14 protein-coding genes are annotated in these 13,364 nt (G+C 68.8%); 1 reads left to right on the forward strand and 13 read right to left on the reverse strand.

The genetic code is table 11. The features are described 5' to 3' along the window. Nucleotides 1–3: 3 nt before the first annotated feature. From AC4PTO_RS09700 to AC4PTO_RS09720, 5 genes are all read right to left on the reverse strand, one after another. On the reverse strand, nt 4–2,418 hold the full coding sequence (locus tag AC4PTO_RS09700) for a phage tail tape measure C-terminal domain-containing protein (RefSeq protein ID WP_272860086.1): 2,415 nt from the start codon (nt 2,416–2,418) through the stop codon (nt 4–6). Further along, nucleotides 2,411–2,539, reverse strand: a complete 129-nt coding sequence (locus AC4PTO_RS09705; RefSeq protein WP_255453286.1) for a DUF7697 family protein — start codon at nt 2,537–2,539, stop codon at nt 2,411–2,413. Before AC4PTO_RS09705 ends, AC4PTO_RS09700 begins: the two co-directional genes overlap by 8 nt. Nucleotides 2,540–2,637: 98 nt before the next feature. Further along, a complete protein-coding gene (locus tag AC4PTO_RS09710; protein WP_272860087.1) occupies nt 2,638–3,075 on the reverse strand; it encodes a phage-derived protein YdaY family protein in 438 nt (145 codons plus the stop codon). Then, entirely contained in the window at nt 3,075–4,016 is a 942-nt protein-coding gene (locus AC4PTO_RS09715; protein ID WP_272860088.1) for a phage tail tube protein, read from the reverse strand. Before AC4PTO_RS09715 ends, AC4PTO_RS09710 begins: the two co-directional genes overlap by 1 nt. Before the next feature lie 24 nt (nt 4,017–4,040). Continuing rightward, on the reverse strand, nt 4,041–4,460 hold the full coding sequence (locus AC4PTO_RS09720; RefSeq protein ID WP_272860089.1) for an acyl-CoA transferase: 420 nt from the start codon (nt 4,458–4,460) through the stop codon (nt 4,041–4,043). Nucleotides 4,461–4,559: 99 nt separating this feature from the next. Between AC4PTO_RS09720 and AC4PTO_RS09725 the strand changes: the two genes are divergently transcribed. Then, on the forward strand, nt 4,560–5,432 hold the full coding sequence (locus AC4PTO_RS09725) for a GIY-YIG nuclease family protein (RefSeq protein WP_272860090.1): 873 nt from the start codon (nt 4,560–4,562) through the stop codon (nt 5,430–5,432). Nucleotides 5,433–5,492: 60 nt separating this feature from the next. Here AC4PTO_RS09725 and AC4PTO_RS09730 read toward each other — a convergent pair whose 3' ends face one another. The 8 genes from AC4PTO_RS09730 to AC4PTO_RS09765 form a co-directional block, all read right to left on the reverse strand. Continuing rightward, complete coding sequence (locus AC4PTO_RS09730) at nt 5,493–6,122, reverse strand: DUF6441 family protein (protein ID WP_272860091.1); 630 nt, start codon at nt 6,120–6,122, stop codon at nt 5,493–5,495. Further along, nucleotides 6,119–6,430, reverse strand: a complete 312-nt coding sequence (locus tag AC4PTO_RS09735) for a head-tail joining protein (protein WP_272860092.1) — start codon at nt 6,428–6,430, stop codon at nt 6,119–6,121. Before AC4PTO_RS09735 ends, AC4PTO_RS09730 begins: the two co-directional genes overlap by 4 nt. Next, complete coding sequence (locus AC4PTO_RS09740) at nt 6,430–6,765, reverse strand: DUF2190 family protein (protein ID WP_036720074.1); 336 nt, start codon at nt 6,763–6,765, stop codon at nt 6,430–6,432. The genes AC4PTO_RS09735 and AC4PTO_RS09740 overlap by 1 nt, the downstream gene beginning before the upstream one ends. Before the next feature lie 77 nt (nt 6,766–6,842). Next, on the reverse strand, nt 6,843–8,906 hold the full coding sequence (locus AC4PTO_RS09745; protein WP_272860093.1) for a prohead protease/major capsid protein fusion protein: 2,064 nt from the start codon (nt 8,904–8,906) through the stop codon (nt 6,843–6,845). A gap of 4 nt (nt 8,907–8,910) precedes the next feature. Continuing rightward, on the reverse strand, nt 8,911–10,467 hold the full coding sequence (locus tag AC4PTO_RS09750; protein ID WP_249501477.1) for a phage portal protein: 1,557 nt from the start codon (nt 10,465–10,467) through the stop codon (nt 8,911–8,913). Then, entirely contained in the window at nt 10,467–10,673 is a 207-nt protein-coding gene (locus AC4PTO_RS09755; protein ID WP_492728028.1) for a phage head-tail joining protein, read from the reverse strand. The genes AC4PTO_RS09750 and AC4PTO_RS09755 overlap by 1 nt, the downstream gene beginning before the upstream one ends. 82 nt (nt 10,674–10,755) lie before the next feature. After that, on the reverse strand, nt 10,756–12,762 hold the full coding sequence (locus AC4PTO_RS09760; RefSeq protein WP_492728029.1) for a phage terminase large subunit family protein: 2,007 nt from the start codon (nt 12,760–12,762) through the stop codon (nt 10,756–10,758). After that, the gene (locus AC4PTO_RS09765; RefSeq protein ID WP_144864451.1) at nt 12,710–13,306 is read right to left on the reverse strand and encodes a hypothetical protein; all 597 of its coding nucleotides are present in this window, start codon (nt 13,304–13,306) and stop codon (nt 12,710–12,712) included. The genes AC4PTO_RS09760 and AC4PTO_RS09765 overlap by 53 nt, the downstream gene beginning before the upstream one ends. Nucleotides 13,307–13,364 lie beyond the last annotated feature (58 nt).

A 13,364-nucleotide genomic window follows, 5' to 3' on the forward strand; every position in this document is an offset into this window, starting at 1 on the left:
GGCTCAGAGCCCCCTGCGTCCGAGCGAGACCGCACGGGCGATGTCGGCCGCAACCTGTGTGCGGGATTGCCGGAAGCTCTCGGCGTCACGCGCCATGATGGTGACGGTGACCCCGCCCGCGCCGTAGCTCTGCGCCTCGCGCCGCGACAGCACCCGCTCGCCCCGCTGCAGGATCGCGGGCACCTCGTCGTGGCGAAGTCCCGCCATGCCGCCGCTGTGCATCCGAGGCGCAGCGGCGAAGGCCATGGCCGGAACCAAGCGCGAGGGGCCAGCGGAGCCGACTATCCCGCCCGCGTGCAGGACGTTGGCGAAGATGCCGCCCGCCCCGGAGAATACGCCGGAGAGCGCATTGGCGATCGGCCCCAGGATGAACCGCCGCGCCGCCAGCTGGGCGAGATCGGCCAGCAGCGAGGTGACGAGGTCGCGGAAGTTCAGCTTCCCGGTCCGGACGAAATCGCCAACGGCGTTCTCGGCCGACTGGAAGGCGCCGACCAGGCTCTGGCCGATGTCGCCGCCGATCTCGCGGGCCTTGCTGGCGTAATCAGACAGCGCGGCCGTAACCGCCTGCCATCCGGTGACCGCGGTCTCCACATTGGGCTCGGCTGCGGCAGCAGCGGCGCCTGAAGCGGCACCGGCATCGGTCGCGGCCTGTCCGGCGCTGTCGAGCGCGGTCTCGAACCGCTCCGCCGCGGCCGTGGCCTCGGCCAGCGCATCGGCGCCGTCCTCGTCGGTGCCACGCACTGCATCCCGCAGCGCCTGCCAGCTTTCGAGCGGCGCGCGGGCCCCTTCGGCCAGATCGTGCGCGGTGCCCCGGTAGAGGTTCGCCGATTCGAGCGCGCGGTTCGCCGCCTCGGTCAGGCCGAGATCGGGCGCGGTCAGCGGGTTGTCCTCGAACGCCCGGTCGAACGCCACCTGCGCCGCCGTCGTGGCGGCACTGGCTGCCCCCTCGAAGCGGTTCTCGATCTCGCCGAGATCGAGGTCCGGCACCAGCGAGATGCGCCGCTCCGACCCTAGGGCTTCAAGCCCCTCGTTGATGCCGCCGATGAAGCCGTTGATGCGTGAGACCACGCCGTTCAGCATCGCCTCCACGCCATCGACCAGGCTGTTCGCGGCCTGGAACGCCAGATCGCCGATGGCGGCGGGCAGCAGACCCCAGATCGCCTTGATCGCGTCGTAGGCGCCTTCGAAGGTGTTCGCCGCGGTATTGCCGAATCCGACGACACTCTCGATGGCGCTCTGCATGCCCGACGCGGCGTCGGCCTTCAGGTCGAAGAACATCGCCGTGGCGGCCGCGCCCGCCCCCGCCGCACCCATCTTGATGCGTTCCCAGACCTCGACCGCCAGGTCTTTCAGCAGCGACATCGCCTCGCCGAAGCCGCCTGCACCGGAGACGAGCCGGGTGAACTGATAGACAAGCTCGCCCGCGCCGACGATCAGGGCGCCGATGCCGGTTCGGATCAGCGCCCCGCGCAGCACGACAAGCGCCGTGGCGAGGCCGCGTACGGAGAGCGCTGCAGCGGCCATGCCAGCCACCCAGCGACCCGCGAGGAACGCGGCGAAGGTGGCGGCATAGGTTGTCAGGCGGCCGATATTGTCGAAGAGAACGCGGATCGCGATGCCGAGCGGGCCAGTGCGGCTGGCCACCGCCGCCATGGCGTTGGCGACGGCTTCCAGTGCCGGGGCTGCGGCGACGGCCAGCTGGTTGGAGAGCCCACGCCAGATCAGCCCAAGCCGAGAGATGGCGTCGTTCGTCCGCTCGATCTGGTCGGCATCCTGTTCGGAGACGACTACACCGAAGGCGAGGACATCCTCCGTCGCCTGGCGCAGCGTAGCGGTGTCGATCCGGCTCATCGCGATGGAGCCTTCCTCGCCGAAGAGCTGCCCCGCCACGGCTGCTCGCTCGGCGGCGGGCACGAAGTTCTCGATGGCCGCGTTGATGGCGCCGACCCGCTGGTCCAGCGGCAGGGCGATCAGCTCATTGGCCGAGAGCCCCAGCCGGTCGAGCGCATCGGCGGCGGGGCCGGTCCCGGCGGCCGCCTGGCTCAGACGGCGCGTCAGATCCTTGGTGGCCTGTTCGATGCCGGACATCGACACGCCCGCCAGCTCGCCCGCGCGCTCGAGCGTCTGGATCGAGGCGACGGTGGTGCCAAGCGACTGTGCGAGCTTGGCCTGCGCATCGACGATCTGAAGGCCGGAGCGGACCATCGCCACGCCTGCAGCGGCAGCGGCGGCCACGGCAGCGGCTGCCGCGACCCGGACACGCCGCGAGAAGGCAGCGAGCCGGGCGTTGGCAGCTTCCATTTCCCGGCTCAGCCGTCCGAAACCTCGGGCGCCGGCCTCGCCGACGCCTTCCAGCTCGGCACGCACCTGCCGACCACCGACCGCCGCAAGGCGGACGCTGACGCGTTTTTCAGCCATTGGGGCGTTCCATCTGTTCGTTGAGTTTGGCCACCATCACCGCTTCGATCACGGGCAGCAGTTCGGCCATGGCGAGCGGCGGCACGCCGAGGGCGTCCCCGAGCGCCAGTGCGGCGGACATGTCCCAGCCGATCACCGCGCCGGGCAGAACACGCAGCTGGCCGCCGAGACGGCCGACGAGGTCCCAGACCTGCCAACCCTCCGGAGTTTCCGGACGGTTCAGCCGCGCCGGGCAGTCCGGGCAGGCTTGCGCGCAGGCTTGGCAATATCGGTCGCCCCCGCCGAAGGACCATTCGGCAAGAGCGCGGAGGCGTTTTTTTCCTGTTCCAGCAGCAGCCCCTTCGAGACGTAGGTCAGCTGGAAAGCCTCGAAGATCGGCCAGACGTCGAGCAATGCGTCGATGGCCTCGGGGCTCGGGTCGATCGCGTTGCCTTCCGCATCGCCGATACCCTCCCAGGCGAGCACCGCGCGGCGCGCAAGCGCCTTGGCGAACGCGACGGCACGTTCCTCGTCGGAAGCCTCCTCGGACACCGCTTCGACAGCGGGATCGTTGCGCGTCGCCACCATCAGCGCGGTGGTCAGCGGGCGCAGCTGCACCCGCACGCCGGGCGCGAGGTCGTGCCAGCGCGGCGCATTGGTCAGGTCGAGCGTCAGCATCAATACGTCTCCACGTCGTTCACGAGGGTGGCGGTGCACATCCGGCCGACGACGCTGTCGCGCGCCGCCTGCCAGTCGAAGGTCGCCTGCACGCCCTGCGGCCCGGAAATCTCGATGCGCGGGCGCGGCAGGTAGACGGCGTGCACGGTGAAGGTGAAGCTCTCGCCGGACGGCAGGACATAGGCGAATTCCATCTCGCAGGCCTCGCCGTTGATCGCCTGCGTCACCAGCGTCTGATCGGCGAAGCGTACCTCGATCCGTCCCGTGAGCGCCGCGATGGACGGGTCCGCCCCGTCGATGCGATCATCCGAGCGGATGGTCTCGATGCGGTCGAGGTTGTTGGCATAGGTGATCTCGGCCGAGACCACATTGCCGAGCGCCGTGCCGTCGCGCGTGATCGATCCGTTGAAATGCCCGAAGCGCTTCAGCTCCAGCGCGGCGGGCGTCCCGGCGCTGGTCGTCGTGCCCACCGTCTCGCCCTGCGCGACCAGCCGCGCGGTTGCGGTCAGCAGCCCCGAGCGCTGCATCTGCCAGGTGATCTGGTCGAGCACGCAGCCGGAATACATCGCATAGCGCGGCACCTCCGGCATGCCGGTCTCGATCGACATGCTGGGCAGCGTCCAGGACCCCGACTGGAACTCGTGGCTGTACGGGGCTTCCGCGCCCGTGGTCGTGGGCGCGCCGAACGCGGCCTTCAGCCAGAAGCCGAAGGCTTCGGCGTCGAGCGGCACGACGACATCGCCATCGGCCGTCACCGCGTCCTTGATCGGCGCCAGCGGATCGCGGCCGTAGCCGAGAAGCTCTGAGTTCAGCAGCGGCTGCTCCGCGCCGAGCGAACTGCTGGCGAAGGGCATGCGGGTGAAGCCGCTGGCGGGCGGCGTTCCATAGGTCGTCTCGAACGCAAGCGCCATCAGCGCCCGCGCCCCTTGGGCTCGTGCCATGTTCGTCTCCTGTGGTCGGTTGGGTCAGGCCAGCTGGTCGGCCGTGGAATAGTGCAACACCACCGGAATCACGGCGGCCTTCAGGCTCGCCGCGCCCTCGACCGGCAGGTCGACCGGGCGCGGCGCTTCCGCCTCGACCCAGTCGCAGAGCCCGCCCAACGTGCGGTCGGCGGCGAGCGCGGTGCCGATGCTGGCGGTCAGCGTGTCGAAGGCGGCGTCACGGTCGGCACCTTGGACCACCGCCTCGATCTCGGCGCTGTGCTGGTAGTGGTAAGCCAGCGGCGACAACGTCACCTCGGGCTCACCCGGCTCGCCGTCGCGCAGGATCAGCAGGCCATTGGCCGGCACGCGCTCGGGCAGCACCTCGCCGCGCAGGGCCGTGGCGGGCAGCGCCGAAAGCCGCGCGTGCAGCGCGGTGAGGATGGTTTCACGAGGGCTGTGCATGGAAATCCTCGATGACTTCAGTGAAGATCATCAACGTGACCTTTACCCTAGGGCTGACTTCGATGCTAAGCTGCTTTTCGGTGGCAAAATGAGAGCGGCATGACCGGGCTATTCTATACCTATGTTTGGGGCACCCACGGTCGCCGTGGTGGGCCACTAACATTTACCAGCAAACAGAACCGCACGGTTGCCATCCGCAGCACGCAGGAGGGCGATCTCGTTTTTGGCGTGGTCAGCCGAAATCCTGGTGATCCAGATGTCCAGATCCCTGACGAGCTGAGGGGGCGGGTCGCGAACGTCTGGCAGATCAGCCACGGCACTGCAGACACTGCCGAATTCGGGATCGAGGCCCAGAATTCCTGGGACCGACTTGAAGACGGCAGCTATCGATGGCCGTTTGCTCTCCAACCGATCCGAACGTGGATTATTCGAGATGCTCCCGAGTTTCGCGATTTACCCGGCTACACTCCATCGACACATACACAAAGGGCCATCACAACGGTTCAGGAGCTAGGTGACGAGCTTGCAGCTACACTGAAAGACCTCTTGGCTACGAACGGTGAAGAGTTGGAGGTGATGACGCCGCGCTTCCAGACCATGGCAAGCCGTGTGAACCAGCTTCGCCAAAAACATCCATTCGCCCTCAACGGCTATTCCGTCCAGCCAAACGTCGAAGCCACCAACTGCATATACATCGCTACGCTGGGAAAAACCGGCCGCGTATTGAAAATTGGTCATGCGCAGGACGCGAAGCAGCGCTTAATCGAGTTCAACAAGTTCCGGCTTTCCAACGAGCCTCAGTGGGTGCTGCACACGGACCAGCCAATAGGTTCGGTGCAAGACGCCATTGAGGTTGAGAAGTATCTCGGCGAGGCGTTCGCGAAACATCGGACGGAGACGAACAACAACGAAATCTATGTCGATCTTGATCCGATGGCCGTTCTGACGAAATTGGCAACGTTTCGTCGCTAAGGGCAACGGGCCGGGGAGTATCAATTGCTGGCGAGCGTTGGGAAACTCTGAGCGCCGCAGTCAAAGTCTTCCCTCCGCCCAGTTGGCGACAATCAGCCCCGGCACACTGTCCAACGCCCGGTCTGCATCCCGAGCCAGATCCAGCCGCTTCGGCAGCTTGACCTGCGGCACCAGCAGGAAGATCGGCGCAGTGACCTTTCCGCGCCCGGTCTTGGAGCGCGACACGACCGCCTGGCCCTTCGTGTTCAGCCGTCCTTCCGCCACCAGCAAGCTCGGCCCGGTCCGGCGATAGACGAAGCGCAGGCGCAGCCCGCGTCGCCGTTCCCATTCACCGGGCGTGATGCGGCCGCCGCGCAGGGACTTGCCCGCGGCGGGCAGCGGGATCGCCAGCCAGAACCCGTTTTTCGAGCGGATCAGCGGCCCCGTGTCATGCGCGCCCACGATGACCGGAGCCTTGGACCAGACCAGTGCCGCGGCGTCCAGGCTCTCGCCCGACCTCGGGAAGTTCTGGCTCCGGATTGAGTTGGCCAGCCGTGTGCCGAGACCTGCGCCGGTGATCTGCAGCCGCCACGCTGACTTCAGCCCGGTTCCAGCTTCGCGCATGGCGGCCGTCACGGCGCGCTCGCCCGCCGCGATCTCGGCCGCCATCATCGCAACGATGTCGGGATCGATGTCGAGCTTCAGTTTCACACAGGCCTCAGATCCACGGTCCAGACGAGCCGCTCGCGGTCGCGGACGGGCTCGCCCTGGATGAGGAAGGCATCGCCGTTGATCTCGATCCGGTCGCCGGGGCGTGGGGCTGGAACTTCGGCCACGCGCAGATCGATCCGCGTGGTCTCGGACCAGAGTCGCGCATCGCCGAAGTCGGTGATCGCGTCCGCACGCTGGGCGACGGCGCGCACCAGCACGGGCGCGCCGCCGTCGGCGATGTAGACCGCGTCCCGACCGACGTTCGGATCGGCGAAGAGCGCGCCGACGGCAGCGGCGAAGGCGCTCATCAGAAGCTCGCGTTCAGCCGTACCCGGCCGATGGTGTCGCCGGCGCCGCTCGCCACCGCCTCGACAGCCACGCCGATGAGGGTGTTGTCGGTCGCGACCGTGGTGCAGCGCTTGTTGGTGTCGTCCCAATAGACCTTGGCGCCGACGGCCCAGGCCTGGGAGCCGACCTTTGTGATGTCGAAGATGCCGACGAGCGCGGTCTCGACCGCGTCGCCGAGGGCAGCCGCTCCGGCGGCGATGCCGAAGATGGAGCCCACGAGCAGGCCATCGCCCGAGGCGACGGCATAGGGCGCGGTCAGGGTGATGGTGTTGCCGGGCTGGACGTAGGTTTTCATCGCGAGGGTCCTTTCGGAAAAGCGAAGGGCGGCCCGATTGGACCGCCCGCCTGTCAGGGTTCTGCATGGGGTGCGGGTTACGCGCCCGGGTTCTTGTAGAGGCCGCGCCAGTCGATGGCCTTGGCGCCGAAGTCGAGGCGGCACTTGATCTCGACGCCGTCGACGTCGAAGCCGTTGCGCGTCTCGATGTAGGCGCCCTGCTGACCCTCGAGATAGGCGTACTCGATGGTGTCGATCTGGTTCGGCGAGGCCGCCAGATACCAGGCGGTCTCGCTGGCGGCGTCGAGGCGCGGCTCGCTGATCGGCGCCAGCGTGCGGATCGACTGCGGCACCACGCTGGACGTCGCGGCGGGCACCAGGTTCTGGGCGACCAGCTGCTCGGCCTTCAGTTCCAGCGAGGCGGGCACGATCAGGAAGGCGGGCCGAACGTTCAGCACCGTCTTCTTGTCGAGCCCCGTCTGCCTGGCCATGGCGGCGCGGGCCGCGCCGACACTGCTGACATCGAGCGCCGCGCCGGTGCCCGCGAGGTTCTTGTGGGTGGTGTGGAACAGCGCGTTGCCGTCGGCCATGGCCGGGTTGGCGGTGATGATGCCCCAGACCACGTCCGACTCCAGCTGGGCGATGGAGTTGCCGTACATCGCCGGGATGCGCGTGAAGGCATCGAGATCGTCGTTGATCAGCGTCTGGCGGGTGATCGCGACCACCCGGCCATAGGTCTTGACCTTGTAGCTCTCCTTGCTCTCGCCGAGCGTCCCGCGCTTGAACTCGCCGCTCTCGCCGACCTCCAGCAGCTGCGGCGCTTCGCCGAGTTGGACCCGGTGCATCGCCTTGAAGTCGGTGGCCAGAACCTGACGGCAGAACAGCATGAAGGTGCGGGGATAGGCCTCGTAGGCCTGCCGCAGGGTCTTGTTTGTGACCGCCGACAGGATCTCGGGGAAGTCCGAGGTCGAGTGCAGCGCCCGCGTCGCCACCTCGTCGCGCGACAGGCCCCGCGTATTGACGCCCGCATTGCCGAGGCTCTCGCGGGCCAGTTCCATGAGCGTCATGCCGCGATACTGGCGGGCGGCGTCCTCCAGCTGGAACAGCGTCGGGCTGTAGCGATGCAGGAGCGCGTTCGCCACCGCATCGCGGCGGGTGATGCGCTCGTCCCGGCCGCCGAGGGGGACGGAGACATGGGGGAAGGTCCGGGTTTCGTCCGACTTCGCGGCGACCTGGTCGAGGATCAGGCGGCGGGACTCGTCAACGCTGACGCCGCGCTTGACCAGATCCTCGGCGAAGCCCCGCTCGAGGTTCAGGCGGCCCGCGAGATCGTAGATGGTGGAGACGCGGTCGCGCTCGGCCTCGCGGGCGCGGGTGGCAACCGCTTCGGTGTCGGGCGCAGCGGGGGCATCGGTATTTTGAAGCTTCGGCTGGGTGCGGGTTTCCACTGCGGCGACCTTCGGGTCGGGCGCAGCCGGTTTCGGCTCGGTCATGGGGGTGTCCTCGGTTGCGACCGGCTCGGTCGGCTGGGTGGTGGCGGGGGTTGCGGCGTCGCTCGCCGGGGTCTCGGTCTTGTCCGTCATCGGGGATGCTCCTTGCTCTGTGGGGGCGTCCCGGCGGTGAAGGACGCAGTCGTGAAGGGGATGCTGGGCGCGGAAGCCCGCGGCGGGGTCGGCGCCGACCGCGACGGCGGAGACCTCGAAGGGCGTCCAGTCCACCGCCCGCCAAAGCTCGCGGGCGGCCTCGGGCTTCGAGACCTCGAAGCGGTGGACCTGGTAGCCGATGGAGACCGCGCGGATGTGCCCGGCCTGGATGTCGCGCCAGATCGGCTCGACATCGGCGCGTTCGCTGATCCGGACCAGCGCGATGCCGCGGCCGTTCTCGATCCGGGCAGAGCCCGGCACGACCGAGCCGATCACCGCGTCGAGCGTGTCGAGCTCGTGCACCTTCAGGAACGGCGCGCCCGCGTTCAGCCGGTCGAGCCGGACATGGGCGGGATCGAGGCTCAGCTCCTCGTCGTAGGGCTCCCCGAAGAATGTCGCGCGCCGGACGCGGGCCCCGGCCGACCAGACCACCTCGACGGTGCGGGTGTCGGCATCGGCGGTGTTCGGCGCAAGCTCCGCCGACCGGCGCATGGCCGGCAGTTCGATCATCGTGTCCATGAGGTCAGTCCTGTTGGTCGGCCTGCGCCGGGTCATTGTCCGCGTTGGCGGCCGGGTCGTCGGTGTCCGGTTCGTCGGCGGCCGGATCGGTCGCTGTGTCGCCGGTCTGCGCGCTGCCGGTCTTGGTGGCCCGTCGCGGGTCGCTGTCGAGCACCAGCCCCAGCGCATCGAGCTTGGCGTTGGTCGCGGCGATCTCGGCCAGCACCGCGTCCGGGTTGCGTCCCTGTTTCGCGATCACCTCGGCTAGCGTCATGGTGCCCGAGCGGATCGACAGCAGGTTCGCCATCGCGTCCTTCTGCGGATCGACCGCCTCGAACTTCGGCGGCGACCATTCCACAGGCACGATCGGCGACGGGATCTGCCCCGCCGCCCATGCGGCTTCCGTGAACCACCGCCACACCGGGGCGCAGAACATCGGGATGAACAGCTGCCATTGGACGGCGTCGATCTGGCGGCGGAACTCCACGAGACCCGCCCGGATCGAGGAGTAGTTCACTTGGGACAGGTCCCCCGTCAGCAGCTCGTAGGGCACGCGGAAGCCTGCCGAGATCGTGTGCAGGCTCGCGCGCTTGTATTCGCCGTAGCCGCCCGTCGCCGAGGGCTGGTTGAAGCGGATGTCCTTGCCGCCGCGGGCATAGGCGATCAGCCCCGGCTCGAACTGTTCCACCCGGTTGCCGTCGGCATCGACCACGGAGGGCGCGATGCCCTGTTGCGCCTCGTCGTCGCCGAAGACGATGGCGGTGACGCAGGCCTCGGTCTTCTTGCGAACCAGTTCGGCCACTTCATAGTCGTCGAGATCACGCAACGACCGGATCACCGGCGCGCCCCAGGGGACGCCGCGCGCTTGCGTGCGCTGCTTCTCGTAGACATGGGCGATCTCGGTCGCGGGGACCGGGCGGCTCTGCAACCCGTTCTGCAAGGCCCCGTAGGCGTCGCCCGGATGCTCGGCATGCAGCCAGTAAGCCCGGCGCTTCCCGACCGGGTCGAACTCGATCCCCTGCACGAGGCGCCCTGCGCCGAGGGCTCCGGACTTGGTGGCGTCGAGGAAGTCGGCTTCCAGCACCTGCAATTGCAGCGGCACCGGCAGGCCGTCGCTCGCGCGCCGCAGGCGGCGGCGCACCAGAACCTCGCCCGCCTCGACCATCTCCCGGCAGATCAGCGTCTGCAGGCCATAGAAGTCAAGCTGGCCATCGGCGTCGCAGTCCGCCGTCCAGCGCTCGAACAGCGTATCCACCTTCCGGTCCAGCGTGTCGTCACCGCTGGCGGCGCGGGGCATGATCCCTCCGCCGATGATGTTGTTGACCAGCACCGCCACGGCCTTGGCCGCATGCGGGTTGTTGCGCACGAGATCGCGCATCCGGTCGCGCAAGAGCGCCCCGGCCACGTCGATCTCGGTGTCGGCCGAGGATCCCGGCGCGCGCCAGCCCTCGGTTCGCCGTCCTCGCGCGGCGCCGTCATAGCCCCGCGTCAGGGTCTCGAAGGCCTGCCGTGCCAGCACGCGCCGGGCCGCCATGCGCGGCGCCACCGATGCGATGGCGTGGTCGAACCAGTTGGCCGACATCAGCGGTCCCCGCGCGAGAAGCCCGCGAGCCCGGCCACCGGCAGCGGTCGGCTGACGCCCGCAATGGCGCGCTCGATGGTCCGGATGCGGGCGAGCAGATCCTCGGCCGAGCCGTAGTTCACCGACTTGCCGTCGTAGCTCACCCGGGTCGTGCCGCTGGCATATGCCCGGCGCAGCGCCGAAAGTTCGGTTTCTGTCCAGTCCATGCCCTTCGCTCCCGCTCAGTGCGTTCGTTCCCTTGCGACGCTCCACCGGAGCCTCGCATCCGCTGCGCGGACCGGTCCTCACTCAGAACCATCCTCCGCGCCGTCCGAGCCAGTCGGAGCGGCGCTTGCCCTGCGGGGCCTGCCCCGGCCGGTTGATCTGCCCGGCGGGATCGGTGTCGGTGGGGGCGGCCCCGAGCTGATCCTCGAGGTCGCGCCATTTCTCGTCGGGCCAGCGATCCGCGCCCGCGATCCAGGCCGCGGCGCGGGCATAGACCCGGCAATCCAGCGCCTCGTTGCGCTCGCGCAGCTTCTGCCATTCCAGCCGGGCGAAGCCGCGCTTGGTGCGCACCGTGACCAGCTGTTCGGCCACGAACTGCTTCAGCCATTCGTTTTCGACCCAATGCGGCAGATGCACCGACCCGGGCGGGAACACCGCCCCGTCGGCCATCTCCTCCTCGGTCGGCCGCGCCAGCCGCAGGAAGCGATAGGTCTCGGCCTTGAAGGTCGACACCGCCACGGTCCAGAGCCGCGCCCCGCGCCGCAGGCGTTTGCCGCCCTCGGTCGCATCGACGAAGGTCGGGCCCGAGACCGGGCTCGAGCGGTTGAACCCCTCGACGCCCTTCACCGGCGACACCTGCCCAAACCCCTGCGCCCGCGACCAGGAATAGACCGCCGGGGCCTCGTAGCCCGTGTCGATGGCGAGCCGCGCGATCCGCAGATGCGCACCACGTTCATGCGGCCAGCTTCGATCCAGCAGCGCGGTCAGCTCCGACCACGCGTCATGCCGGTCGGGCCCGCCCTCTATCACGACGTGATCGACGAGCCAGCTTTCGAGTCCGCGCCCCCAGGCCCAGACATCGACCTCGATCCGGTCCTTCTGCACGTCGGCCCCGGCGGTCAGGAACAGCCCACCCGCGGGCACCGTGCCGGATGTCCAGCGCTCGCGCCGGTCGTAGAGCCGCTGCCAGTCGGGCGCTTCCCCGGTCTCGACCCATGTCTCGCCGAGAATCGTGTTGCGGAATGCCTTGATCGCCTCGTCCGACCCCTGTGCCGCGTCCCATGCCCGCACGATCCGCTCCCAGCTCAGCCAGCCGATCGGCGAATAAAGCGCTGAAAGGTGATACCCGACCGTGGTCGGGTCGGCGGCCGTGGCGGTCGCCCGCCATTCGCCGCCCTCCAGCATCGCCGTCTTGTGGTGTTCCGCGATTGCCGCGTCGCAGCCCTCGCAGTGATATTCCGCCGTCTCCGGCCGCCCCTTCTGCCAGCGCAGCCGGTCGAACTTCAGCCACTGCATCGCGCCGCAATGCGGGCACGGCACGAAGTACCGCCGCTGGTCGCTGGCCTCGTACTCGCGCTCGATGCGCGACAGCCCCCGGATGGTGGGCGTCGAGACCAACAGCACCTTGCGCCGATGGGCGAAGGTCAGCGACCGCGCCTCGGCCAGCGTGACCGGATCGCCTTCTTCGTCGGCCGAGGCCGGATAGGCGTCGACCTCGTCGAGGAAGATGTAGCGCGCCGGGGTCGAGCGCAGCCCGACCGCCGAGTTCGCTCCGGTCATGATCAGGATGCCGCCCGCAAATTCCTTGGACAGCATGGTGTTGCCCGCGTCCCGCGAGCGCGCCGGTTTGACCCGCTCCCGCAGCTCCGGGCTTTCGTCGATCAGCGGGTCGATCCGCTGGCGCGAGTTGCGCTTGGCCAGTTCCACCGTCGGCTGGACCGCCAGCATCGGACCCGGCGCCTGGTGGATGGCGAAGCCGATCCAGTTGTTGCCGGCTTCCGTCGCGCCGACCTGCGCCGCCTTCATGAACACGATCCGCTGCGTGGGATCGCCGGGCGACAGCCGGTCCATGATATCGCGCATGTACGGCGTGCGCACCGTGCGATACCGCCCCGGTTCGGCCGAGGCGCGGCCCGAGAGCATCCGGTGCCGGTCCGCCCATTCCGAGACGGTCAGGTCCGGGTCGGGCCGCAGCCCGTTGCCCCAGGCGCGCAGGATCTCGCCCGCGCCGTCGAAGTCCGTCAGGCCGTCGCCGCTCTCACCGGAAGTCGGGCCGGACCTCGGCGAGTTCGTCGAGGTGGGCGCGTACATGTTTCTCCAGCACCTTCTGCATCGCGGCTGGCTCTACGGTGATCTGCTGGCCTGTCGCCTCGCTGCACGAGGCCGAGAGCTCGGCCGCCATCAGCGCCGCCGCGCGCGCGGGCCAGTTCACCCATGCGTCCCGTTCCTCCCGCGCCAGGCGGAACACCAGCGCCAGCGCGCGGGCCCGCTCGATCAACTCCCCCTTCAGCTTCTGGAGCCGGATGCGCCGCTCCTGCGCCTTCAGCACCTCGTTCGCGGTTTTTGCCTGCAGGAAGGTCGTGCCGCCGCCGACTGCGGGAACCGCCAGACCCTGTTCGCGCAGCGTGTCGCCGACGGCGGCCACGGCAGCTTCGGGGACAGGCTTCAGCTTCGGCGCGGGCGGTTTCCTCGTCTTCGACGGGTCCGTCGTTTCCGCTCGCCGGGCGTCGCTGGCGGCCGCGTTGATGCTGCCGTCGGGATAGAGGACCAGCCGTTCGGCGGTCTTCGCCTTCTGGATCGCGCCCCGCGACAGCCCGACATGGGCGGCGTACTGGCGCTCGCTCATGCCCTGCATCGACAGCTCCGATTATCATTCGAAATCATGTGCTTATCGAGTTGATAAGCGCACCGGA

The organism is Rhodobacter maritimus, from assembly GCF_058747975.1.